Below are 23,313 nucleotides of genomic sequence, written 5' to 3' on the forward strand. Positions count from 1 at the left end.
CGATGGCTACTATTTTGGGCTTGTATCCACATAAGCCGGAAAAGCGAGTCGCCGATACCGAATCGTTACATGCTCATGCCTTGCCGGAAACCAATCCAGCGGCGCTAATTTGTTCAACCGATCGACATTATTCCGGTGCGAAGCCTCGGCGTGGCCCGCACCTGATCGCCACCGGTGCGGACCTCGGCGGGCCCACACCGATCCGACCGGGGACGGTCTGCGGCGAGTCGTCCCCATGCCCCCACCACTGTCCAACGCGGACAAAAGGAGCATGGAGTGTCTCCATCCCGCCATCGCCGCGCACGTCGCGGTCCACTGGGTGCCGGTCTACTGGCCCTCTCCCTACTCGCCAGCGGTCTGATCGGCGGCACCGCCGCCCAGGCCGCTCCCGTCGCGCAGGCCCGGCCCCAGGCCGCACCCGCGCCGGCGGCGGCAGCCGCCGCCGAACCGTTCTCGGTCCTGGTCTTCTCCAAGACCGCTGCGTTCCGGCACGACGCCATCCCGGCCGGGATCGCCGCGATCCAGAAGCTCGGCACCGAGAACGGCTTCACCGTCGACACCACCGAGGACGGGGCCGCCTTCAACGACACCAACCTGGCCAAGTACCAGGCGGTGATCTGGCTCTCCACCACCGGTGACGTCCTCGACGCCACCCAGCAGGCCGCGTTCGAGCGCTACATCAAGGCCGGCGGCGGCTACGCCGGCGTGCACGCCGCCTCCGACACCGAGTACGACTGGGCCTGGTACGGCAATCTGGTCGGCGCGTACTTCTCCGGCCACCCGGCCAACCAGCAGGCGACCGTCAAGGTCGAGGACCACGCGCACCCGTCGACCGCCGACCTGCCGGACCGCTGGTCCCGGTTCGACGAGTGGTACAACTTCCGCACCAACCCGCGTTCCAAGGTGCACGTGCTGGCCAGCCTGGACGAGAAGTCCTACAGCCCGGGCGCCGGCGCGATGGGTGCCGACCACCCCACCGCCTGGTGCCAGGACTACGACGGCGGTCGGTCCTGGTACACCGGCGGCGGCCACACCCAGGCGTCGTACACCGAGCCGGAGTTCCTCAGCCACCTGCTCGGCGGCATCCGCACCGCGGCCGGGGTCGAGAACGCCGACTGCGGCGCCACGAAGACCTCGAACTTCGAGAAGGTCACCCTCGACAGCAACACCAACAACCCGATGGAGCTGGACATCGCTCCGGACGGCCGGGTGTTCTACGCCGAGCGTGACGGCCGGGTGCAGATCGTGAAGCCGGACACCGGCAACACGGTCACCGCGACCCGGCTGGACGTCTTCACCGGCAACGAGGACGGCCTGCTCGGCCTGCGCCTCGACCCGGCCTTCGCCACCAACAAGTGGATCTACCTGTACTACGCACCGGCCGGTGGCGCCCCGCGCAACTACCTGTCCCGGTTCACCGTCAACGGTGACACCATCGACAAGGCCACCGAGAAGGTCGTGCTCCAGGTCGACACCCAGCGCAACACCTGCTGCCACGCCGGCGGCAGCATGACCTTCGACTCGAAGGGCAACCTGTACCTCGCCACCGGCGACAACACCAACCCGTTCGAGTCGAGCGCCTTCACCCCGATCGACGAGCGGGCCGGCCGGCAGGACTACGACGCGCAGCGCAGCGCCGGCAACACCAACGACCTGCGCGGCAAGGTGATCCGGATCCACCCGGAGGACGACGGCACCTACACCGTCCCGACGGGGAACCTGTTCGCCCCGGGCACCGCGAAGACCCGTCCCGAGATCTTCGGCATGGGCTTCCGTAACCCGTTCCGGATCGGCGTCGACCAGAAGACCGACACCCTCTACGTCGCCGACTACGGGCCGGACGCCTCGGCGGCCAACCCGAACCGTGGCCCCGAGGGCCTGGTGGAGTGGAACATCGTCGCCACCGCCGGCAACTACGGCTGGCCGTACTGCACCGGCAACAACAAGGCGTACAACGACTACACCTTCCCGTCCGGGCCGAGCGGCGCGAAGTTCGACTGCGCCGCGCCGGTCAACGACTCGCCGAACAACACCGGCCTGACCAACCTGCCGCCGGCCATCCCGGCGACGGTGGACTACGGCTACGCGGGCGACCCGCGCTTCCCCGAGATCGGCGGCGGCGGCGCCCCGATGGGCGGCCCGGTCTACCGCTACGACGCCGACAGCACGTCGAGCCGCAAGTGGCCGGCGTACTACGACGGCAAGGCGCTGCTCGGCGAGTGGAACCAGTCGAAGATGTACACGATGCAGGTCAGCGCGGACGGCAAGTCGCTGATCGACATCAACCAGCTGCTCACCGGCATGTCCATGATCCGCCCGATGGACTTCGAGTTCGGGCCGGACGGCGCGCTCTACCTGATCGAGTGGGGCACCGGCTTCGGCGGCAACAACGACGACTCCGGGGTCTACCGGATCGACTACACCGCCGGTGACCGCGCCCCGATCGCCGAGGCCAGCGCCGACCCCACCTCCGGGGCCGCACCGCTGACCGTGAAGTTCTCCAGCGCCGGGTCCCGTGATCCGGACGGCGGCACGCTGACCTACGCGTGGAAGTTCGGTGACGGACAGACCTCCACCGAGGCGAACCCCACCCACACGTACGCCACGGCCGGCGACTACACCGCCCAGCTCACCGTCACCAACCCCAAGGGCCGTACCGCCGTGGCGAACGTGCCGGTGACGGTCGGCAACACCGCCCCGACCGTGACCATCGAGTTCCCGCCCAGCGGCGGGTTCTTCGACTGGGGCGACCAGGTCAAGTACACGATCAAGGTGACCGACCCGGAGGACGGCACCGTCGACTGTGACCGGGTGCAGCTTCAGGTGCTGCTCGGCCACGACGAGCACGCCCACCCGCTGGAGCAGCACACCGGCTGCACCGGCACCGTGCAGACCTCGCTGGCGTCCGGGCACGGCGCGGAGGCCAACGTCTTCGCGGTCTTCGAGGCCACCTACACCGACGACGGCGGCACCGGCGGCGCCGGCCCGCTGACCGGTCGGGCGATCGAGATCCTCCAGCCCAAGCGCAAGCAGGCCGAGTACTACACGGCCACCGGGCGGGCCCCGGGCAGCACCGGCGGCGGTGACCCGGGCGTGCAGAAGGAGACCACCAGCGACACCGCCGGTGGCGGCCAGAACATCGGCTTCATCGAGGACGGCGACTGGTGGTCGCTCGTCCCGGCCAACCTGACCGGGGTCGAGCAGATCCGGTTCCGGGTGGCCTCCGAGGTCCAGGGCGGCCGGATCGACGTGCACGCCGGTGCCGTCGACGGTCCGGTGGTGGCCACGGCCACCGTGCCCGGCACGGGCGGCTGGCAGCAGTTCGTCGACGTGACCGCGCCGGTGACGGCCGGTGCGGAGGGCGCGCTGTACTTCGTCGCCAAGGACCCGGCCGGTGGCGCCGGTTCGCTGTTCAACGTCAACTGGATGGACTTCATCGGACGGGGCGTGACCGACAACGCGCCGCCGCAGGTGACGGCCACCGCCACCCCGGCGACCGGCACCGCGCCGGTCACCGTGACCTTCACGGGCACGGCCACCGACACCGAGGGTGACACCCCGCTGACGTACGCCTGGGACTTCGGTGACGGCGGGACGGCGACGACCCTGAACGCCACCCACACCTACACCACCCCGGGCACCTTCACCGCCACCCTGACGGTGACGGACAGCCGGGGCGCGAAGTCCTACGCGACCGTCCCGGTCAAGGTGGACGCGCCGAACAACTCCTGCCTCGGGGCGCGTTCGGACGAGTTCACCGGCAACACCCTCGACAAGGACCGCTGGACGGTCGTCCGGGAGAACCAGCTCTACTCGGTCTCCGGCGGGTCGCTGCGGCTGCCCACCGCCTCCGGTGACCTGTACGGCACGACCAACGGCGCCACCAACCTGGTCCTCCAGCCCGCACCCAGCGGGGCCTGGCAGGCCACCACCAAGGTCACCCTGCCCGTCACCGCCAACTACCAGCAGGCCGGCCTGCTGATCTACGGCGACGACGACAACTACGCCAAGGTGGACCTGCTCTACAGCGGTTCCCGCCGGGTGGAGTTCATCCGGGAGACCGCCGGTTCGCCCCGCAACGAGGGGGCGGACGCCACCGCCGCACCGGCCGGTGACACCATCTGGCTGCGGCTGATCAGCGACGGCACCAACCTGACCGCGGCGTTCTCCGGCGACGGGACGACGTTCACCCCGGTCGGTCGGTCCGCCGCGCTGGCCGGCATCACCAACCCGCGGATCGGTCTGTTCGCCCTCAACGGTGCCACCACCGCCCCGGTGGTGGACGCGCTGTTCGACTCGTTCCTGGTCTCGCCGGACGCCCCGGCCGGCCCGGTCGACCCGTCGGACGAGTTCACCGGCACCACGCTCGACAAGTGCCGGTGGAACGCGGTGCTCCGGGAGGACCCGGCCGCCTACCGGGTGGCCGACGGCGCACTGAAGATCGACGTGCCGAAGGGTGACATCTACGGCACCAGCAACACCGGGCCGACGAACTTCATCCTCCAGACCGCGCCGAGCGGCGACTGGACCCTGGAGACGAAGGTCGACGGCAGCGCGCTGGCCGAGCAGTACCAGCAGGCCGGTCTGATCGTCCACGCCGACGACGACAACTACGTCAAGTTCGACTTCATCGTGGACAACCAGGCCGGTCAGACCCCGTCGCGGCGGATCGAGTTCCGTGGCGAGGTCGCCGGGGTGACGCAGAACCCGCAGCCGCAGGTCTCCAACCTGACCTCGGCGGTGTGGTACCTGCGGCTGGCCCGGGCCGGTGACACCTTCACCGCGTCGTACTCGGCCGACGGGCAGGAGTGGACGACGTTCGAGACGCTGACGAACACCGCCGTCGGGGCCACCCCGAAGGTCGGTCTGTTCACCCTCGGCGCGAACGCGGCCACCTCGAAGACGGCCTCGTTCGACTACTTCCGGCTCTCCACCAAGGCGGCCGACACGACCGCCCCGGTGACCACGGCCACCGTCTCCGGCACCCCGACCGAGGGCTGGTACACCGGCCCGGTCACGGTGACGCTGGCGGCGGCCGACGAGGCCGGCGGTAGCGGGGTGGCGAGCACCGAGTACCAGCTCGACGACGCCACCACGTGGACGGCGTACACCGAGCCGGTGCAGGTCACCGGGGATGGCGCACACGAGCTGCGGTTCCGGTCGACGGACAAGGCCGGCAACGTGGAGGCGACGAAGAAGGTCGCCGTGAAGATCGACGCCACCGCGCCGGTCAGCTCGGCGGCGTTCGCCCCGGCCAACGCCGACGGCTGGCACAACGGCACCGTCCCGGTGGTGATCACCTCCACCGACGCCGGTTCCGGGGTGAAGAAGCTGGAGTGGTCGCTCGACGGTGGCGCCTGGACGGCGTACACCACGCCGGTGGAGGTGACCGGGGACGGCACGCACGAGCTGCTGTACCGGGCCACCGACGCCGCCGGCAACGTCGAGGCGCTGAAGTCGGCGGTCGTGAAGATCGACGGCACCAAGCCGACGCTGCTGGTCTCCGGCATCGCCGACGGCCAGCTCTACGGTGACAGCCAGGACGTCCGGATCTCGTGGCAGGCGGTCGACCCGACCTCCGGCATCAAGACGACCTCCGGCGTGCTGGACGGTCGGGCGTACGCCAGCGGCACCCTCCAGGCGCTGTACGAGCTGCCGCTCGGCCTGCACGAGCTGACGGTGACCGCGACCGACAAGGCGGGTAACTCCACCACCTCGACGGTCCGGTTCTTCGTCACCACCTCGTTCCGGGACATGCAGAACCTGCTGGACCGGTTCAAGGCGACCGGACGACTCACCACCAAGGCGCACCGTCAGCTGTCCAACAAGCTGGACGCGGTGCGGGCCTCCGAGGCGGCGGGCAACGACAAGCGGGCGGTGCAGCAGTTGACCGCCTTCAAGGCGTTGGCCACCGACCCGGCGGTGGTGACCGACACGGACGTGCGGGACGTGCTGGTCCGTGACGCCGACGCCATGATCGTCCGGCTCGGCGGCGCGGCCACCAAGGCCGGCGTCAAGGCGAACGACAACAAGTCGGTCGACGGGGCCGGCCGGCTCGGCGCCGACCCCACCCGGATCGCCAAGGGCGGTTCGCTGTAAGGAGCACCACGGGGCCGCTCCCACCGTCGACACCGACGGTGGGGGCGGCCCTCCACATCGGAAGGGAGACGTCGATGCGTACCTTCAGAGCCCTCGCCGCCGCGCTGGTCGTGGCGGCCCTGGTGGTCCTGCCGGCGGGTCCGGCGGCGGCGCACGGCGGGAAGGTCAAGCTGACGGTGGCCGGTGACGGCGCCGGCGGGGTCACCGTGATGGCCGTGTACGCCGACGGGCACCGGCTGGACCAGCCGGTCCGGCTCACCCTGACCGCCGAGGGCGAGGGTGGCCGGACGGCCGGGCCGGTGCAGATCGAGCCGGCCGGGGAGGGGCAGGGCTTCTACAGCAGCGGCCCGCTGCTGTCCCCCGGCGACTGGCGGGTGACGGTCAGCGCCCCCGAGCCGTACCGGAGCACGGCGACCGCCCAGGTGCAGGCGCGGGCGGCCCAGTCGCCGTCGCCGGCCGCCGCCGCGCCGCCGCCCACCGGCGGAGACACCGACGACGGCTTCGGCGGCTGGCCGTGGCTGGCCGGTGCGCTGGCGGTGGTCGTCGCGGGGACGACGCTGCTGCTGTGGGGTCGCGGCCGTGCTCGGCCGGGCCCCGGGGAACCGGCCGGCCTGGACAGCTGACCACCCGGTTCCTGGTCGGGCCCGGACACCGCGACGGTGTCCGGGCCCGACCGCGTCGGGGCCGGCCGGTCAGAGCAGGGCGTCCAGTGCGTCGAGGTCGTCGTCGGTGGGCTGCCACCCGCCGGCGGCGGCGTTCGCCCGGACCTGCTCGGCGGTGGTGGCGCCGGCGATGACGGAGGCCACCGCCGGGCGGGCGGCCAGCCCGCCGATGGCCACCTGGAGCAGCGTCAGCCCCCGCTGCGCCGCGTACGCCTCCAGCGCCTCGATGGTGTCCCAGCGGGCGGCGGCGAGCCGCTCGGCGTACCGGCCGCCACCGGAGAGCCGGCTGCCGGCGGGTGGGGCGCTGTCCCGCCGGTACTTGCCGGTGAGCAGCCCGTTGGCCAGCGGGAAGAACGGCAGCAGGCCCAGGCCGAACCGCTCGCAGGCCGGGATGATCTCGACCTCGGCGTCCCGGTGGAGCAGGTTGTAGTGGTTCTGCGCGCTGACGAACCGGGTCAGCCCGCGGGTCTTCGCCGTCCAGTCGGCGTCGGCGATCTGCCAGCCGGAGAAGTTGGAGTTGCCCAGGTAGCGCACCTTGCCGGCGCGGACCAGGTCGTCCAGTGCGGCGAGCGTCTCGTCGACCGGGGTGTCCGGGTCGGGCTCGTGCAGCTGGTACAGGTCGATGTGGTCGGTGCCGAGCCGACGCAGCGACGCCTCGACGGCCCGCACCACGTACCGCCGGGAGCCGCGTACCCCGAAGTCGCGGCCGTTGCGCCCGCCCATCGACATGCCGAACTTGGTGGCCAGCACCACGTCGTCGCGCCGCCCCTTGAGGGCCTGCCCGAGCAGTTCCTCGGACCCGCCCGGCGGCTCGCCGTAGATGTCGGCGGTGTCGAAGAAGGTGATCCCCGCGTCGAGCGCGGCGTCGACCACCGTCCGGGTGCCGTCGATGTCGAGCTTGCGGCCGAAGTTGTTGCAGCCGATGCCGACCACGGACACCACGAGCCCGGAGTCGCCCAGCCGGCGGTAGGTCATCTCTGTCACGAGATCCACCCTATGCCGCCCGGACCGGCCCCGACCGGCGACGACCACGCCCGGTGACCGGGCGTGGTCGGCACCTCACGGACGCACGGGTGGCTCAGCCCACGTCCCAGACCGGCTCCGGGGTCTCCACCACGTCACCGTCGCCCCGGAACAGCACGAACCTGTCGAACGAGCGGGTGAACCAGCGGTCGTGGGTGACCGCCACCACCGTCCCGGCGAACGCGGCCAGCCCCGCCTCCAACGCCTCCGCCGAGGCCAGGTCGAGGTTGTCGGTCGGCTCGTCGAGCAGCAGCAGGGTCGCCCCGGACAGTTCCAGCAGCAGCACCAGGAACCGGGCCTGCTGGCCGCCGGAGAGGGTGCCGAACCGCTGGTCGCCCTGGCCGGCCAGCTCGTAGCGGCTCAGCGCCGCCATCGCCGCGTGCCGGTCCATCCCGGCCCGGTGCTCGTCGCCGCGCCACAGCGCCTCGACCAGGGTCTTCGCCATCAGCTCCGGCCGGTCGTGGGTCTGCGAGAAGTGCCCCGGCCGGACCCGGGCACCCAACCGGGCCGTTCCGCCGTGCGCCACCGGGGCCAGGGCGGCGGCCCCGTCCACCGGGCCGTTGGCCGGGTCGGGGTCGGTGCCGCCCCGGGCCAGCAGGCGCAGGAAGTGCGACTTGCCGGTGCCGTTGGCACCGAGCACCGCCACCCGGTCGCCGTACCACAGCTCCAGGTCGAACGGGTAGGTCAGGCCGTCCAGTTCGAGCTGTTCGCAGATGACCGCGCGCTTGCCGGTCCGCCCGCCGGCCAGCTTCATCCGGATGTCCTGGTCCTTCGGCGGTACGGGCGGCGGCCCGGCCTCCTCGAACTTGCGCAGCCGGGTCTGCGCCGCCTGGTAGCGGGAGGCGAGCCCGTCGTTGTACGCGGCCTTCTGCTTGTACATCAGCATCAGCTCGCGCAGCTTCTGGTGCTCCTCGTCCCAGCGGCGGCGCAGCTCGTCGAGGCGGGCGTGCCGGGCCGTGCGGGCGTCGTGCCAGCTCGCGAAGCCTCCCGGGTGCACCCAGGCGCTGCCCCCTTCGACGGCGACCACCCGGTCCGCGGTGTGCGCGAGCAGTTCCCGGTCGTGCGAGACGTACAGCACCGACTTGGTGGACTCGCGCAGCCGCTGCTCCAGCCAGCGTTTGCCGGGCACGTCGAGGAAGTTGTCCGGCTCGTCGAGCAGCAGCACCTCGTCGGGGCCGCGCAGCAGCAGCTCCAGGGCGAAGCGCTTCTGCTGCCCGCCGGACAGGGTGCGTACCGGCCGGTCCCGGGAGGCGTCCCAGGGCAGGTCGAGCACGGTGGTGGTGACGGTGTCGAAGAGCACCTCGGCGTCGTACCCGCCGGCCTCGCCCCAGGCGGCCAGCGCGTCGGCGTACGCCAGTTGGGCCTTGCCGGCGGCGGTGCTGTACTTGCCGCGCAGCTCGGCTCCGCGCATGGCCCGTTCGGTGTCGGCGAGCCGGTGGCCGGCCGCGCGCAGCGCCGGTGGGGCCAGCGACAGGGCCAGGTCGGCCAGCGTCGACTCGTCGCCGATCATGCCGATGAACTGCCGCATCACGCCGAGCCCACCGGAGCGGGCGATCGCCCCGGTACGCACCGGCAGGTCACCGGCGACCATCCGCAGCAGCGTCGTCTTGCCGGCGCCGTTCGGCCCGACCAGGGCGACCTTGGCGCCCTCACCGACCCGGAACGACACGTCGGCGAAGAGTTCCCGGCCGTCCGGGAGGATGTGCCCAACCGCTGCCACGTCCACGTATCCCACGCCGGCATCCTGCCCGAGGCGTGGGGCCGGGCGACACTCGATTACCGGGTGACCCGCAGCACCCGGTAGCCCTTCTGGCTGGCCTGCCGGGTCACCGCGAAGCCCTCGTCGCCCAGCCAGCGGTGCAGCGAGTCGCCGCCGAGGTGCCGGGCCACCACCAGCCAGCCGACGCCGTCCGGGGCGAGCCGGGGCAGCCAGCGGCGCAGCAGCCCGTGCAGTTCGGGTTTGCCGATGTGGATCGGCGGGTTGGACCAGATCTGGGTGAAGGTGACCTCGGCCGGCACCTCGTCCGGGGCGACCGCGTGGACGCGGTCGGCGGCGTCGACGCGGGCGGCGTTCGTGGCGGTCAGCTCGCGGGCCCGCGCGTTGACGTCGACCGCCCACACGGTGGCGGTCGGTGCGAGGTCGGCCAGCACGCAGCTGATCGGCCCGAATCCGGAGCCGATGTCGAGCAGGTGACCGCCGGTGCCGGCGGTCGGCAGCTCGGCCTTGCGCAGCAGTACGGCGGTGCCGGGGTCGAGCCGGGCGGCGGAGAAGACCCCGCTGGCGGAGGCGAGCGTGTAGTCGCGCCCGGCGACGTGGAACTCGACCTCGCGGGGGTGGGCCGGGGCGCTGGGCTCCGGGGTGAAGTAGTGGTCGCCGGTCACCGGGGCATTGTTCCACCGGCCCGTACCGGTCCCGTCGTCGGCGGTCGGTGTGCCCGGCGGGCCGCCGGGGTGGACGGTCCGGTGGACCCGACGCGCCACGCGCGGTATTTCCCGATATTATCCCCTAAAGGGGCAATGGACCCTACTCTGGGCGACATGGTATATCGGTACGAGTCCGCTGAGGACGCGTTTGAGGAGAACCCGCGGCCCGGGGCGGACCTGCCGCTGTTCCAACCCGGCCCGACCGCACCGGCCGGGCCCTCCCCGTCCCGCTTCCCGGCCCCCTCCCTGCCCCGGACCAGCCGGCCGACGCCGCCGGAGGCCGATCCCGTCCCGATCCGCTCCGCCGTCCAGGTGCCCGCCCCGACGTCCACGCCGGAGCGCTCCCGGTCCCGCCGCTCCGCCGACGCCCGGGGCGGCCGGCTCTGGCAGATCGCCGTCGGCGGGGCGGCGGTGCTGATGCTGCTCGGCCTCTGCGGCATCGGCGGGGCCCTGCTGCTCATCGACCGCTCCGCCACCGACGATCCGGGGCAGACCGGGGCCGCGCCGACGGCGTCGGCGAGCACCGCCCCGGCCGACCAGACCGCTACCGGCCCCCTGGACTCCCGGGACTCCGACCGGCAGCCGTTGACCGCCAAGGAGGTCTTCCCCGGCAAGACCCTGGTCGTCGGCGTCGACCGGCACGAATACCAGGTGCTCAAGACCCAGTCCGGCGCGAACTGCGCCGTGGCCGCCACCGGTGAGATCGCCGACCTGCTGGTCACCCTCGGGTGCAGCCAGGTGGTCCGGGCCACCCTGCGCTCCCCCGACGGCGACCACCTGCTCACCGCCGGTCTGTTCAACCTGACCGACCTGGCCACCGCGCAACGCGTCCGGGAGCGGATCAGGCCGCTGCTCGACGACCGGCGCGGCCGGTTCCGGGGCATGCCCGCCGGGGACGACACCGAGTCGGTCGCCACCGCCGCCGCCCGCGTCGCCTGGCAGGTACGCGGCCACTACGTCGCCTACTGCCTGGTCACCCGGGACGACGCCGGTGCCGTCCCGGCCGGTGACCGTACCGTCCGCGAGATCATCTACGACCTGATCGAGCTGCACCTCGACAAGGGGGTGCTGGACCGCCGCGCGGCCGGCGTCAGCGTGGACCAGCCCACCGCGAAGGCCACCGGCGCCTCGGCCACCCCGTCCGCCGGGACCCGCCGGACGCCCACCGCCTCCCCGCGCGGCGACGACCCGGACACCGACGAACTGCCCGGCGACTGACCGCCGGCGACGCAGGCCCGGCCGGAGCGGCCGGGCCTGCGTCTGAGGAGCCGGCCCGGGACTGGCCGGCGGCGGGCCCGGTCGCTACGCCGGTTCGACGGGCAACCAGAGTTCGCGGGTCGGACTGCCGAGGTCGTCCGTCGGGCCGGGCACCGCGACGATCTCCGGGCCCGGCCGCAGCCGCCACGGGTTGAACGGAAACCACCCCGTTGCGGCAGTGGCCCAGGTCCTCTGCAGGATCTGCGGATGCGGCCCCGCCACCCGGATGACCACCCAACGGCCCGCCGGGACCTCGATGACGTCCAGGTCGGCCGGGACCGGCGTGCTGCGGGACACGGCGACCCCGTGCAGGTACGTCAGCTCGCTCCCCTCGTCGTAGTCCGCGTCGAGGTCGTCGCAGACCGCGAGCAGGCCACCCGGCTCGGCATCGCCGAGCGCCTTCAGGCGCAGGTGCTCCCCCGCCGGCAGCGCCGCGACGTGCCGCTGGATGTACGGGTTGACGCCCCGGTGGATCAAGGGAACCCGGGCGGCGTGCCCCACGAGCCGGAATGCGGGACGGCCGACGATGCGGGTTTCCATGCCTTCGTTCCCTTCGGCGGTGGGCGGAACCTGAGCCGTGCTACCGGATGACCCGGCCTTTCGTATCGTGGGCCGGCGCGCAGGCGGCACACCCGACAGAAGTGGAGCGGAAAGTGTCGGGCGACCGGGCCCGGTGCCGCCCCACGATGGGCGCATGGACGACACGACACTGGTATCCCGGTTCCTCCACGACGGCTTCGTGAAGGTGGCGGGCGCCGTCGCGCCGCGTGTGGCCGCGCTTTGCGCACGGCTGCTGTGGCGGGAGACGGGCTGCGACCCAGACGACCCGGCCACCTGGACGCAGCCCGTGCACTGGGTGCCCGGCATGGCGCAGGGGCCGTTCGCCGCCGCGCCCAACTCCCCGTACCTCCATCACGCGTACGACCTGCTCGTCGGCGCGGGACGCTGGGAGCCGCGCTACTCGCTGGGCACCTTCCCGTTGCGGTTCCCGCACCGGGACGAGCCGGACGACGCGGGCTGGCACATCGAGGGCAGCTACCTGCCGGAGGGCGCGGACTGGTACTTCACGAACGTCCGCTCCCGGGGTCGGGCCCTGCTGATGCTGTTCCTGTTCAGCGAGGTCGGTGACGAGGACGCGCCGACCCGGATCAGGGTCGGCTCCCACCTCGACGTACCGAAGGTGCTCCAGCGGTACGGGGAGGACGGGGCGAGCGGGCTCGACCTCGCGCCCGAACTGGTGGCGGCGTCGGACCACCGGCCGGTCGCCCTGGCCACCGGGTCCCCGGGCGACGTCTTCCTCTGCCATCCGTTCCTGGTGCACGCGGCGCAGCCGCACCACGGTACGCGGCCGCGCTTCATGGCCCAGCCGCCGCTGATGCCGGCGGCACCGTACGAGCTGGAACGGCCCGACGGCGCGTACTCGCCCGTGGAGATCGCGATCCGCCGGGGGCTCGGGCACGACACCCCCGATCCGGAGGTACCGGGGAGGCGGGAACACCGGTGAGGGGGCGGGTGAGTGGCCGCAACGCGCGATTCCAGCAGTGGGAGGCGCTGCTCCGCAACCGGACCAAGCGGCAGCGTCGCGGCGAGTTCCTCGTGCAGGGCGTACGCCCGATCGCCATGGCCGTCGAACACGGCTGGCACGTCCGGGAGTTGCTGTACGACGCCGACGTCCGGTTGTCCGGCTGGGCCCGCGACACCCTGGACACCGTCCGGGCCGAGAGGTACGCCGTCTCCCCCGAACTGATGCACGAGCTGGGCGGCAAGGCGGACACGGTGCCGGAACTGCTGGCCGTGGTCGCCCTGCCGGAGGACGACCTGTGCCGCATCCCGGCCGGACCGACCATGCTCACCGTCGTGTTCGACAGGCCCACCAGCCCCGGCAACATCGGGACACTCATCCGGTCCGCGGACGCCTTCGGCGCGTCCGGCGTCATCGTCACCGGCCATGCCGCCGACGTGTACGACCCGAAGGCGGTGCGGGCGAGCACCGGTTCACTGTTCGCGCTGCCCGTGGTCCGGGTGCCCGCCCACCAGACGGTGCTGTCCTGGGTCGCCGACCTGCGCGCCGGCGGTGTCCGCATCGGCATCGCGGGTGCCGACGAGCACGCCGTCCTGGATGTCACCGGGTACGACTTCACGCAACCCACGCTGACCCTGATCGGCAACGAGACCACCGGTCTCAGCGTCGGCTGGCGGGACGCCTGCGACCAGCTCGTCCGGGTCCCGATGTCCGGGGCCGCCAGCTCCCTGAACGCGGCGGCCGCCGCGACCGTCGTGCTCTACGAGTCGGCCCGCCAGCGCGGCGCCGCCGCCCGCCGACAGCACGGGCCGACCGGCTAGGACTCCACCGGGAGCCGCAACCGGCGGGTCCGGTCGGCGCGGTCGGCGTAGTCGGCCGGGTCGTCCGGATAGCCGACGGCCACCAGGGTCAACCCGTGCGCCGGGGCGACCGTCACCTCGCTGGAACGTTCCCGGCGGACGAGCAGCCCGGCCGGCCAGCCGACCGGACGTCGACCGTCCCCGGCGGTCAGCATCGCCCCCACCAGGCTGCGCACCATCGCCTGGCAGAACGCGTCGGCCTGCACGGTGGCGACCAGGATGCCGTCGGGGTCCCGTCGCCAGTCCAGCCGGGTCACCTCGCGCACCGTCGTGGCGTTCTCCTTGCGCCGGCAGTACGCGGCGAAGTCGTGTTCCCCGACCAGGCCGGCCGCCGCGACGTTCAGGGCGGCCGGGTCCAACGTCCGGGGCCAGGCGAGGGTGTCGCGCCGCCGCAGCGGCTCGGCACCCCACGGGGCGTCGGTCACCCGGTACTCGTAGCGGCGGAAGGTCGCCGAGAAGCGGGCGTCGAAGTCGGCGGGCACCTCGGTCATCGCCCGTACCCGGACGTCACCGGGGAGCAGTCGGGCCAACCGGCGCAGCAGCCGCTCCCGGTGCTCCGCCCAGACGGCGGCGGGCAGGTCGAGGTGGCAGACCTGCCCGGTGGCGTGCACCCCGGCGTCGGTCCGACCGGCCACCGTCAGGCCGGTCACGGTGCCCGCCCCGAGCACCAGGTCCAGCGCCTCGACCAGCACCCCGGCCACGGTGCGCCGGGTCGGCTGGGCGGCCCAGCCGGAGAAGTCGGTGCCGTCGTACGCGACGTCCAGCCGTAGCCGGGTCCGCTCGTCCACCTCGTACCTCCCGTTCACGACGTCGGGCCCGGCACCCCAGGAAGGGATGCCGGGCCCGACGGTGCTGCCGTTGCTCAGGCCTTGTTCTCGGTGGCCTCGGTGGCCTCGTCGCTGTCCTCGCGGGCGGCGGCGGTGTCACCGGACGCCGAGACCGGCGCCTCGGAGTCCTGGTCGGCCGGGGCCGCCGGGGTCTCCTCGGCCGGGGCCAGGGCCTCGACCTTGTCCTGCTGGGCGCTCTTGCGGGCGGCGGTCTTCTTGTTCGCCTTCGGCTCGGCGACCTGAAGCTCCTCCACCAGCTCGATGATCGCCATCGGAGCGGCGTCGCCCTTGCGCGGGCCGGTCTTCACGATCCGGGTGTAGCCACCGTTGCGGTTGGCGTACCGGGGCGCGATCTGGTCGAACAGGGAGTAGACCACGTCCTTGTCCTTGACGACGCCCAGCACCCGCCGCCGCGAGGCGAGGTCGCCGCGCTTGGCCTTGGTGATGAGCTGCTCGGCCAGCGGACGCAGCCGCCGGGCCTTCGTCTCGGTGGTCTGGATCTTGCCGTGCTGGAACAGCGCGGTGGCCAGGTTGGCCAGCATCAGCCGCTCGTGCGCGGGGCTGCCGCCGAGGCGGGGGCCCTTGGTGGGCGTGGGCATGCTTGGTGCTCCTCAGGTGTGGCGGCAGCGCGGACTAGAGCTGCTCGGTCTCGCGATAGTCGTCGGTGTCGTAGTCGGCCTCGCCGAAGGCGTCCACGACGTGTGCCGGGTCGAAGTTCGGGGCCGAGTCCTTCAGCCCCAGACCCATCCCGGCGAGCTTCATCTTGACCTCGTCGATCGACTTCTGACCGAAGTTGCGGATGTCGAGGAGGTCGGCCTCGGTACGCCCGATCAGCTCACCAACGGAGTTGATGCCCTCGCGCTTGAGGCAGTTGTAGGAGCGGACGGTGAGGTCCAGTTCCTCGATCGGCAGGGCGAGGTCGGCCGCCAGCTGGGCGTCCTGCGGGGACGGCCCGATGTCGATGCCCTCGGCGGTCTCGTCCAGCTCCCGGGCCAGCCCGAACAGCTCGACCAGCGTCGAACCGGCGGAGGCCAGCGCGGTACGCGGGCCCATCGACGGCTTGGTCTCGACGTCGATGATCAGCCGGTCGAAGTCGGTCCGCTGCTCGACACGGGTCGCCTCGACGCGGTACGTCACCTTCAGCACCGGCGAGTAGATCGAGTCGACCGGGATCCGGCCGATCTCGGCGCCGGCCTGCTTGTTCTGCGCCGCCGTCACGTAGCCGCGACCCCGCTCGACGGTCAGCTCCATGTCGAGCCGGCCCTTGCCGTTGAGGGTGGCGAGCTTGAGGTCGGGGTTGTGCACCGAGACACCGGCCGGGGGCTGGATGTCACCGGCGGTCACGTCGCCCGGCCCCTGCTTACGCAGGTACATGCTGACCGGCTCGTCGTGCTCGGAGCTGACGCAGAGCTCCTTGATGTTCATGACGAGCTCGACGACGTCCTCCTTGACCCCGGGGATCGTGGTGAACTCGTGCAGCACACCGTCGATCTTGATCGAGGTGACCGCGGCACCCGGGATGGACGACAGCAGCGTACGCCGCAGCGAGTTGCCCAGGGTGTAGCCGAAGCCGGGCTCCAGCGGCTCGATGGTGAACCGGGAGCGGGTCTCGTTGATCGACTCTTCGGAGAGAGACGGTCGCTGGCTGATGAGCATTTCTTCTCTTCTCTTCCGGGACGCCCGCTATATGACGCCCACGACACAAACTGTTCCGGTGGCCCGCCCCGCAGGACGGGCCACCGCAACGAGCCCTTACTTGGAGTAGAGCTCGACGATCAGCTGCTCCTGGACCTGGGTGTCGATCACCTGGCGGGCCGGGAGCGAGTGCACCAGGACCTTCATCTGGCTCGGGATCGCCTCCAGCCACGCCGGGACGGTCTTCGAGCCGGCCTGGGCCTGCGCCACGATGAACGGGGTGAGCTCCTTGCTCTTGCCCCGGACCTCGATGATGTCGTGCTCCTTGACGCGGTACGACGGGATGTCGACCTTCTTGCCGTTCACGGTGAAGTGACCGTGCTTGACAAGCTGGCGGGCCATGTCCCGGGAGTGCGCGTACCCGGCCCGGTAGACCACGTTGTCGAGCCGCGACTCCAGGATCTGCAGGAGGACCTCACCGGTCTTGGCCTGCTTGGCCACGGCCTCCTCGTAGTACCCGCGGAACTGCTTCTCCAGCACGCCGTACACGCGGCGGGCCTTCTGCTTCTCGCGGAGCTGGAGCAGGTACTCCGTCTCCTTCGTGCGGCCACGGCCGTGCTGCCCGGGCGGGAACGGCCGGGACTCGAACGGGCACTTCGGGCCATCGCACTTGCTGCCCTTGAGGAACAGCTTCATCTTCTCCCGCCGGCAACGGCGGCAGTCAGCACCGGTGTAACGAGCCATCTCTCTCTAACCTCTCAGACCCGGCGACGCTTCGGCGGACGGCACCCGTTGTGCGGCTGCGGGGTGACGTCGGCGATCTGGCCGACCTCCAGCCCGACGGCCTGCAGCGAACGGATGGCGGTCTCCCGGCCGGAGCCGGGACCCTTGACGAACACGTCGACCTTGCGCATGCCGTGCTCCATCGCCCGGCGCGCGGCGGCCTCGGCGGCCAGCTGCGCGGCGAACGGGGTCGACTTGCGGGAGCCCTTGAAGCCCACCTGGCCGGCGGAGGCCCAGGAGATGACCGCACCGGTCGGGTCCGTGATGGACACGATGGTGTTGTTGAACGTGCTCTTGATGTGCGCCTGCCCGTGGGCGACGTTCTTGCGTTCCTTGCGCCGGACCTTCTTGACTGCGGCTCCGGCACGAGCCTTCGGTGGCATAAGTCTTCTGCGCTCCTGTATGGGTTCTCGATCGGCTGCTGGCTCTTGGCCTGGGCGCCGGCGTGGGAATTACTTCTTGCCGGGCTTCTTCTTGCCGGCCACGGTCCGCTTCGGGCCCTTGCGGGTCCGCGCGTTGGTGCGGGTCCGCTGGCCGCGCACGGGCAGGCCCCGGCGGTGCCGGATGCCGGCGTAGCAGCCGATCTCGACCTTGCGGCGGATGTCGGCGGCGACCTCGCGGCGCAGGTCGCCTTCAACCTTGTAGTTCGCCTCGATGTGGTCGCGGAGCTGAACGAGCTCCTCGTCCGTGAGGTCCCGAGCGCGCTTGTCCGGCGAGATGCCGGTAGCGGCGAGCGTCTCCTGGGCGCGGGTGCGACCGACCCCGAAGATGTAGGTGAGCGCGATCTCCATCCGCTTCTCGCGGGGGAGATCCACGCCGACTAGACGTGCCATGTGCGGGCGTACTCCTCGTGATGTGTGGCGGAGGTGTGGACCCGTCCCACCCCGCTACCGACCTGTTCCGGCTCCGGCGCGTCGTGCGCCGGCGACCGGACGGCCGCTGCCCGAGCGGGCCCCGGCCTCCGACCGGGGGTTGGCCACGAGAAGGTACGCGTGCGTACGTTCCGCGGCTGGGACGAGCTGGTGACGTGTTGTCGTCGGATCTGCGCGACCCGGATTGGTCCGCCGCCCTCCGTCACACGGAGAGCGGGCTCGGATCAGCCCTGGCGCTGCTTGTGGCGCGGGTCGGTGCAGATCACCATGACCCGGCCGTGCCGGCGGATAACCCGGCACTTGTTGCAGATCCTCTTGACGCTCGGCTTGACCTTCACGGTTGCCTTACTTCCCATCCGGCCCGGCGACGCGGTGACCACGACTCCGGACGTCGAAGACGGACACGGGGACTTCCCGGCCGCCGTCAGGCTTTACTTGTAGCGGTAGACGATGCGCCCGCGGGTCAGGTCGTACGGCGAGAGTTCGACGACGACCCGGTCCTCCGGCAGGATGCGGATGTAGTGCTGCCGCATCTTGCCGCTGATGTGAGCCAGCACCTTGTGGCCGTTCGCGAGTTCCACCCGGAACATGGCGTTCGGCAGAGGCTCGATGACCCGACCCTCGATCTCGATGGCTCCGTCTTTTTTCGGCATGTACTCCGCTGTCCTGACGTCGGTTGTTCCGGACGACCCACAACGTCTTACACGGGCCTTCCGACGGTCGTCGGGGACCCGCGCCAGCCGCGGCTCCGGGCTCCCACCGAAGCGCGTGGTGGGCATGCCGGAGTGGACGCTGTGCGCCGATCTGAAAGTGTACGCCCGCCCACTGGTGGTCGCCAAACCGGCCACCGGTGGTGTCACCCACCCGGACAAAACCGGGCACCACCCGCGCAACACCCAGCTGTCAGCGGTAGTGCCGGCGCTTCCGCCGCCGGATGTCGCGGGCCGTCCGCCGGCGGTCCCGCGCGGGAGCGGCACCGGCCATCCCGCCCGCAGTGCGGAGGAGCAGCAGGACACCCCATGGGCCGAGCGCCCAGACCGGCCAGTAGAACAGCAGTTCCCGGCTGCCGACCGAGGAGATCGCCCAGATCGCGGTGAGCAGGGCCGCCACCCGCAGCCAGGGCACCCACACCTCGACCGGCCACCGGCCGGAGCCGGCACCCGCGGGCACCGGCTTCCCGACCACGGTGTCCCCGGTCACCGGCGGCCCCGGCGGCACCTCCCGGTCGGGCACCGACGCCCCGGGTCCGGGCACCGGCGGGGCCTGTGGGCCGAGCGGGGTCAGCGCGGAGCGCTCCGCAGACGCCGGCCCCGGCAGATCAGCCAGTACCGCGTCCAGCTCCGCATACGTCTTCGCCCCGTACGTCTGTTGCAGGCGCTCGTCGTACTCGTGCAGGTCGAGCCGACCCTCTTCCAGGGCGACCCGGAGCCGTTCCGCCGTCGCCTCCCGGTCGGCGTCCGCCGCCCGCATCCGGTCCCGACCCTCCATGCCGACGCGCCCCTCCATGCCGGCAAGCATGACACCACGGGTCCACCGCCGCCGAACCCGTAACCGCCCACCGGGCCACAGGGCGACTGCCGGACCGGGGGTCACACCGCCACCGCCACCGCTGGCCGACGCTGACCCGGCTGGCGCACCGGCCCCGACCAGCCCGGCCGGCGGCTAGCGGGCGGTTCCTCCCGGTAACGGCCCTCAGGGGGTCAACGGGCCGCCCCGACCCTTTCCCACGAGGCCCGTCTCCTCTCACCGGTGACCGCCTCTCCCCCACCGCATCCGTCCCCGGGTCCTTTCGACCTGATGACATCAGCGATTCACGTCCCTCTTCCGTCCCCCGGGTGGGCTTCACGCCCGTACTCCGCCGACGCCTCCCCTCCGCCGACGGTCGGGAGCACGTCCGCTCCCCGGCCGGCGGCCGAGATCGACGTCGCCTCCCCGACCACCGGGATGCCGGTTCCCTTCCTGCCCGACCACGGGCCCCCGGCCGACACCCGGGAGCCGGTTCTCTCCCTCGACCGACACCCGGGACCCCGGTTCCCGCCCCCGGCCGAGAGCCAGAATGCTGATTGCCGGTGCGGACCGATAGCTAGGTTGCCGGTTTCCTCCCCCGGCCGACGGTTGAGTCGTCAACGTCATCAGCTCGAAAGGACCCGGGGTGGTCAACTGGCACGGCCCGCCGGCAACGGGCCACGGCGGCGTGAACCACCGAGACCGGCACGCCTCGACACCACACCACCCGGACACCGCACCACCCGGACACCGCCAGCCCGAGAACCATCCCGCGTGCGGGTGCCGAGGTGACGGGTCAGGTGGCCGGGGAGTCGGCCGGCTGCCGGGCGGTCACCAGATCGCCGAGCCGCGCCCGCCCGCCGTCGAACGCGGTCAGCACCCAGACCCCGTCCTCCAGCAGCGCCATCGAGTGCTCGACGTGCACCGCCATCGACCGGTCCCGGGTGACCACGGTCCACCCGTCGGACAACTCGACGGTACGCGGGGAACCCATCGTGATCATCGGCTCGATCGCCAGCGCCATGCCCGGCACCAGGCGTGGCCCCTTGCCGGGCCGGCCGTGGTTGAGCACGTGCGGGTCCTGGTGCATCTCGGTGCCGATGCCGTGGCCGCCGTAGCCGTCGACGATGCCGTACCGGCCACCCCGACGGACGGCGGTCTCGACGGCGTGCGAGATGTCGGTGAGCCGGCCACGGCCGTTCGCGGCCCCCCGCGCGGCGGCGGCGATCCCGGCCCACATGGCGTCCTCGGCGACCGAGGCCATCTTCAGCAGCGCCGGGTCGACCTCGCCCACCCCGACGGTGACCGCCGCGTCGCCGTGCCAGCCGTCCAGCACCGCGCCGCAGTCGATCGAGATCAGGTCGCCCTCCCTGAGCACCTGGTCGGCGGCGGGGATCGCGTGCACCACCTGCTCGTTGACCGACGAGCAGATCGAGGCGGGGAAGCCGTGGTAGCCCTTGAAGGACGGGATCGCGCCCGCCTCGCGGATGGTCGCCTCGGCGATGGCGTCGAGGTCGGCCGTACTCACCCCGGGGGCGACCGCCGCGCTCATCCGGCGCAGGGCCTCGGCGACCACCAGGCCGGCGGCCCGCATCTTCTGGATCTGGTCAGGGGTCTTCAGCTGGATGTCCAGCTGGGCACGGCGCATGGAGCGGTCACCTTTCGTTGCTTTGCACAGCGAAACAGCGGGGCACGTCGCGTACCCCGCTGTTCGCACTCTATCCGCCGGGCCCCGGCGGGAGGTCAGCCGCCGTACGAGCGCAGCGCGTCGATCGCGCGGACGGTGACGTCCTCCACCGGGCCGGTGGCGTCGATCCCGACCAGCTTGTTCTGCGCGCCGTAGTAGTCGACAAGCGGCGCGGTCTTGTCGGCGTATTCGCGGAGCCGGGCCGCGATGGTCTCCGGCTTGTCGTCGTCGCGCTGGAACAGCTCGGCGCCGCACCGGTCGCAGACACCCTCCCGGCTGGGGGCGTCGAACTCGACGTGCCAGATCTTGCCGCAGCCCCGACAGGTACGCCGGCCGGAGAGCCGCCGGATCACCTCGTCGTCGTCGACGACCAGTTCCAGCACCAGATCCAGCGCGGTGCCCAGGTCGGCGAGGAGCTTGTCCAGCGCGGCGGCCTGCGGGGTGGTGCGCGGGAAGCCGTCGAGCAGGAAGCCCTCGGAGGCGTCCGGCTCGGCGAGCCGGTCCCGGACCATGTTGATGGTCACCTCGTCCGGGACCAGCTTGCCCGCGTCCATGTACCGCTTCGCCTCGACTCCCAGGGGCGTCCCCTGGGAGACGTTGGCCCGGAAGATGTCACCGGTCGAGATCTTCGGCACCGAGAGGTGTGCGGCGATGAACTCCGCCTGTGTGCCCTTGCCCGCGCCCGGCGGGCCAACCAGAACGAGTCGCATCTACCGCAGGAACCCTTCGTAGTTCCGCTGCATGAGTTGGCTCTCGATCTGCTTCACGGTCTCCAGACCGACGCCGACCATGATGAGCACAGCGGTGCCGCCGAACGGGAAGTTCTGGAACTGCTGGCTGTTCAGCCAGATGAAGAAGAAGTTCGGCAGGACCGCCACGATACCCAGGTAGAGCGCGCCCGGCAGGGTGATCCGGCTGAGGATGAAGTCGAGGTAGTCGGCGGTCGGCTTGCCGGGGCGGATGCCCGGCACGAAGCCGCCGTACTTCTTCATGTTGTCCGCGACCTCGGTCGGGTTGAACGTGATCGACACGTAGAAGTACGTGAAGAAGATGATCAACAGGAAGTAGATCACGATGTGCAGCGGCGCGTCGGCCTGCACGATGTTGTTCTGGATCCAGGCCTGGGTCTTGCCCGGGTCGTTCTGGTCGAAGAACTGGAGCGCCAGCTGCGGCAGGTAGAGCAGCGACGAGGCGAAGATGACCGGGATGACACCGGCCTGGTTCACCTTCAGCGGGATGTAGGTGGAGGTGCCGCCGTACATCCGCCGGCCGATCATCCGCTTGGCGTACTGCACCGGGATGCGGCGCTGCGCCTGCTCGATGAAGCAGACCGCGGTGATGACCACCAGGACCAGGGCGAGCACGAGGGCGAACTTGCCCCAGCCCTCGTTGGTCTTGATCTTCCAGCCTTCGCTGGGGAGACGGGCCGCGATCGAGGTGAAGATCAGGACGGACATGCCGTTGCCGACGCCCCGGTCGGTGATCAGCTCACCGAGCCACATCACCATGCCGGTGCCGGCGGTCATCGTCATGACCAGGATGCCGAGGGTCAGCCAGTCCGGGATGCCGGTGCCCTCGGGCACGATCGGGAACTGGTCGCAGCGGTTCTGGAACAGCTGGCCGGAACGGGCCAGCGCCACGAACGCCGACGACTGGAGGATGCCCAGGCCGAGGGTCAGGTAGCGGGTGTACTGGGTGATCTTCGCCTGGCCGGCCTGGCCCTCCTTGCGGAGCTGCTCCAGCCGGGGGATGACCACCGTCAGCAGTTGCAGGATGATCGACGCGGTGATGTAGGGCATGATGCCCAGCGCGAAGACCGAGAGCTGCAACAGCGCGCCGCCGGAGAACAGGTCGAGCAGGTTGAGCACGCCCGTGTTCTGGCCCTGCAGACTGTCGAGACACTTCTGCACGTTGCCGTACGAGACGCCGGGGCTGGGCAGAGTGGCGCCGAGCCGGTAGACCGCGATGATGCCTACTGTGAACAGCAGCTTCTTGCGCAGGTCAGGCGTACGGAACGCACTGAGAAAGGCGGACAGCAACTTCTTCCTCCTGCGCGCGGGCCGCCCGGTGGTGGTCCCTGGCGGGTGGGGTGGGTGCCGGGCGAGTGCCCGATATCCATGGCTGGGAAGGGACTCTAACAGCCCGATCCCGCTCCG

21 protein-coding genes are annotated in these 23,313 nt (G+C 71.5%); 5 read left to right on the forward strand and 16 right to left on the reverse strand.

Annotation, left to right across the window (positions count from 1 at the left end; genetic code table 11):
• The first annotated feature begins 276 nt into the window (after positions 1-276).
• Both H1A17_RS10795 and H1A17_RS10800 read left to right on the forward strand, forming a co-directional pair.
• Positions 277-6,099, forward strand: coding sequence for a ThuA domain-containing protein (locus H1A17_RS10795; protein ID WP_194821773.1), 5,823 nt, complete (start codon positions 277-279; stop codon positions 6,097-6,099).
• 74 nt (positions 6,100-6,173) lie between these two features.
• Positions 6,174-6,722, forward strand: coding sequence for a hypothetical protein (locus H1A17_RS10800; protein ID WP_194821774.1), 549 nt, complete (start codon positions 6,174-6,176; stop codon positions 6,720-6,722).
• Between the two features lie 69 nt (positions 6,723-6,791).
• On the opposite strand, the gene H1A17_RS10805 is transcribed toward H1A17_RS10800, so the two are convergent.
• The 3 genes from H1A17_RS10805 to H1A17_RS10815 form a co-directional block, all read right to left on the reverse strand.
• A complete protein-coding gene (locus H1A17_RS10805) occupies positions 6,792-7,754 on the reverse strand; it encodes an aldo/keto reductase (protein WP_194821775.1) in 963 nt (320 codons plus the stop codon).
• Positions 7,755-7,839: 85 nt separating this feature from the next.
• The gene (locus H1A17_RS10810; RefSeq protein ID WP_194821776.1) at positions 7,840-9,519 is read right to left on the reverse strand and encodes an ABC-F family ATP-binding cassette domain-containing protein; all 1,680 of its coding nucleotides are present in this window, start codon (positions 9,517-9,519) and stop codon (positions 7,840-7,842) included.
• Positions 9,520-9,560: 41 nt separating this feature from the next.
• The gene (locus H1A17_RS10815) at positions 9,561-10,166 is read right to left on the reverse strand and encodes a methyltransferase (RefSeq protein ID WP_194821777.1); all 606 of its coding nucleotides are present in this window, start codon (positions 10,164-10,166) and stop codon (positions 9,561-9,563) included.
• Between the two features lie 156 nt (positions 10,167-10,322).
• Between H1A17_RS10815 and H1A17_RS10820 the strand changes: the two genes are divergently transcribed.
• Positions 10,323-11,426 (forward strand): hypothetical protein, encoded by a 1,104-nt coding sequence (locus tag H1A17_RS10820; RefSeq protein ID WP_194821778.1) that lies wholly within the window; start codon positions 10,323-10,325, stop codon positions 11,424-11,426.
• An 84-nt stretch (positions 11,427-11,510) separates the two neighbouring features.
• On the opposite strand, the gene H1A17_RS10825 is transcribed toward H1A17_RS10820, so the two are convergent.
• Positions 11,511-12,005, reverse strand: coding sequence for a GyrI-like domain-containing protein (locus H1A17_RS10825; RefSeq protein ID WP_145921742.1), 495 nt, complete (start codon positions 12,003-12,005; stop codon positions 11,511-11,513).
• A 154-nt stretch (positions 12,006-12,159) separates the two neighbouring features.
• On the opposite strand from H1A17_RS10825, the gene H1A17_RS10830 reads away from it, so the two are divergent.
• Both H1A17_RS10830 and H1A17_RS10835 read left to right on the forward strand, forming a co-directional pair.
• Complete coding sequence (locus H1A17_RS10830; protein WP_145921743.1) at positions 12,160-12,969, forward strand: phytanoyl-CoA dioxygenase family protein; 810 nt, start codon at positions 12,160-12,162, stop codon at positions 12,967-12,969.
• An 8-nt stretch (positions 12,970-12,977) separates the two neighbouring features.
• On the forward strand, positions 12,978-13,808 hold the full coding sequence (locus H1A17_RS10835) for a TrmH family RNA methyltransferase (RefSeq protein WP_375372806.1): 831 nt from the start codon (positions 12,978-12,980) through the stop codon (positions 13,806-13,808).
• Here the strand turns inward: H1A17_RS10835 and truA are convergent.
• The 12 genes from truA to secY all read right to left on the reverse strand — a co-directional run bounded on the left by truA (position 13,805) and on the right by secY (position 23,196).
• The gene (gene truA, locus H1A17_RS10840) at positions 13,805-14,635 is read right to left on the reverse strand and encodes a tRNA pseudouridine(38-40) synthase TruA (RefSeq protein ID WP_145921745.1); all 831 of its coding nucleotides are present in this window, start codon (positions 14,633-14,635) and stop codon (positions 13,805-13,807) included. The genes H1A17_RS10835 and truA overlap by 4 nt on opposite strands.
• 74 nt (positions 14,636-14,709) lie before the next feature.
• Positions 14,710-15,273 carry a 50S ribosomal protein L17 gene (rplQ, locus tag H1A17_RS10845; protein WP_145921746.1) on the reverse strand — a complete coding sequence of 188 codons (564 nt, stop codon included), beginning with the start codon at positions 15,271-15,273 and terminating at the stop codon, positions 14,710-14,712.
• Positions 15,274-15,307: 34 nt separating this feature from the next.
• Positions 15,308-16,330, reverse strand: a complete 1,023-nt coding sequence (locus H1A17_RS10850) for a DNA-directed RNA polymerase subunit alpha (protein ID WP_007073009.1) — start codon at positions 16,328-16,330, stop codon at positions 15,308-15,310.
• Positions 16,331-16,426: 96 nt separating this feature from the next.
• Positions 16,427-17,053 carry a 30S ribosomal protein S4 gene (gene rpsD, locus H1A17_RS10855; RefSeq protein WP_067301470.1) on the reverse strand — a complete coding sequence of 209 codons (627 nt, stop codon included), beginning with the start codon at positions 17,051-17,053 and terminating at the stop codon, positions 16,427-16,429.
• A gap of 14 nt (positions 17,054-17,067) precedes the next feature.
• Entirely contained in the window at positions 17,068-17,475 is a 408-nt protein-coding gene (rpsK, locus tag H1A17_RS10860; RefSeq protein WP_030329919.1) for a 30S ribosomal protein S11, read from the reverse strand.
• Between the two features lie 69 nt (positions 17,476-17,544).
• Positions 17,545-17,925 (reverse strand): 30S ribosomal protein S13, encoded by a 381-nt coding sequence (rpsM, locus tag H1A17_RS10865; RefSeq protein ID WP_088646990.1) that lies wholly within the window; start codon positions 17,923-17,925, stop codon positions 17,545-17,547.
• A gap of 263 nt (positions 17,926-18,188) precedes the next feature.
• Complete coding sequence (rpmJ, locus tag H1A17_RS10870; RefSeq protein WP_012184307.1) at positions 18,189-18,302, reverse strand: 50S ribosomal protein L36; 114 nt, start codon at positions 18,300-18,302, stop codon at positions 18,189-18,191.
• A gap of 93 nt (positions 18,303-18,395) precedes the next feature.
• A complete protein-coding gene (gene infA, locus H1A17_RS10875; RefSeq protein WP_007073013.1) occupies positions 18,396-18,617 on the reverse strand; it encodes a translation initiation factor IF-1 in 222 nt (73 codons plus the stop codon).
• Between the two features lie 250 nt (positions 18,618-18,867).
• On the reverse strand, positions 18,868-19,470 hold the full coding sequence (locus H1A17_RS10880) for a DUF1707 domain-containing protein (RefSeq protein ID WP_194821780.1): 603 nt from the start codon (positions 19,468-19,470) through the stop codon (positions 18,868-18,870).
• A gap of 796 nt (positions 19,471-20,266) precedes the next feature.
• On the reverse strand, positions 20,267-21,118 hold the full coding sequence (gene map, locus H1A17_RS10885) for a type I methionyl aminopeptidase (protein WP_145921748.1): 852 nt from the start codon (positions 21,116-21,118) through the stop codon (positions 20,267-20,269).
• A 95-nt stretch (positions 21,119-21,213) separates the two neighbouring features.
• Positions 21,214-21,867, reverse strand: a complete 654-nt coding sequence (locus H1A17_RS10890) for an adenylate kinase (RefSeq protein ID WP_088646992.1) — start codon at positions 21,865-21,867, stop codon at positions 21,214-21,216.
• The gene (gene secY, locus H1A17_RS10895; protein ID WP_145921749.1) at positions 21,868-23,196 is read right to left on the reverse strand and encodes a preprotein translocase subunit SecY; all 1,329 of its coding nucleotides are present in this window, start codon (positions 23,194-23,196) and stop codon (positions 21,868-21,870) included.
• Positions 23,197-23,313: the final 117 nt, after the last annotated feature.

It is taken from the genome of Micromonospora sp. S-DT3-3-22 (assembly GCF_015354745.1).
Taxonomy (GTDB): domain Bacteria; phylum Actinomycetota; class Actinomycetes; order Mycobacteriales; family Micromonosporaceae; genus Micromonospora; species Micromonospora wenchangensis.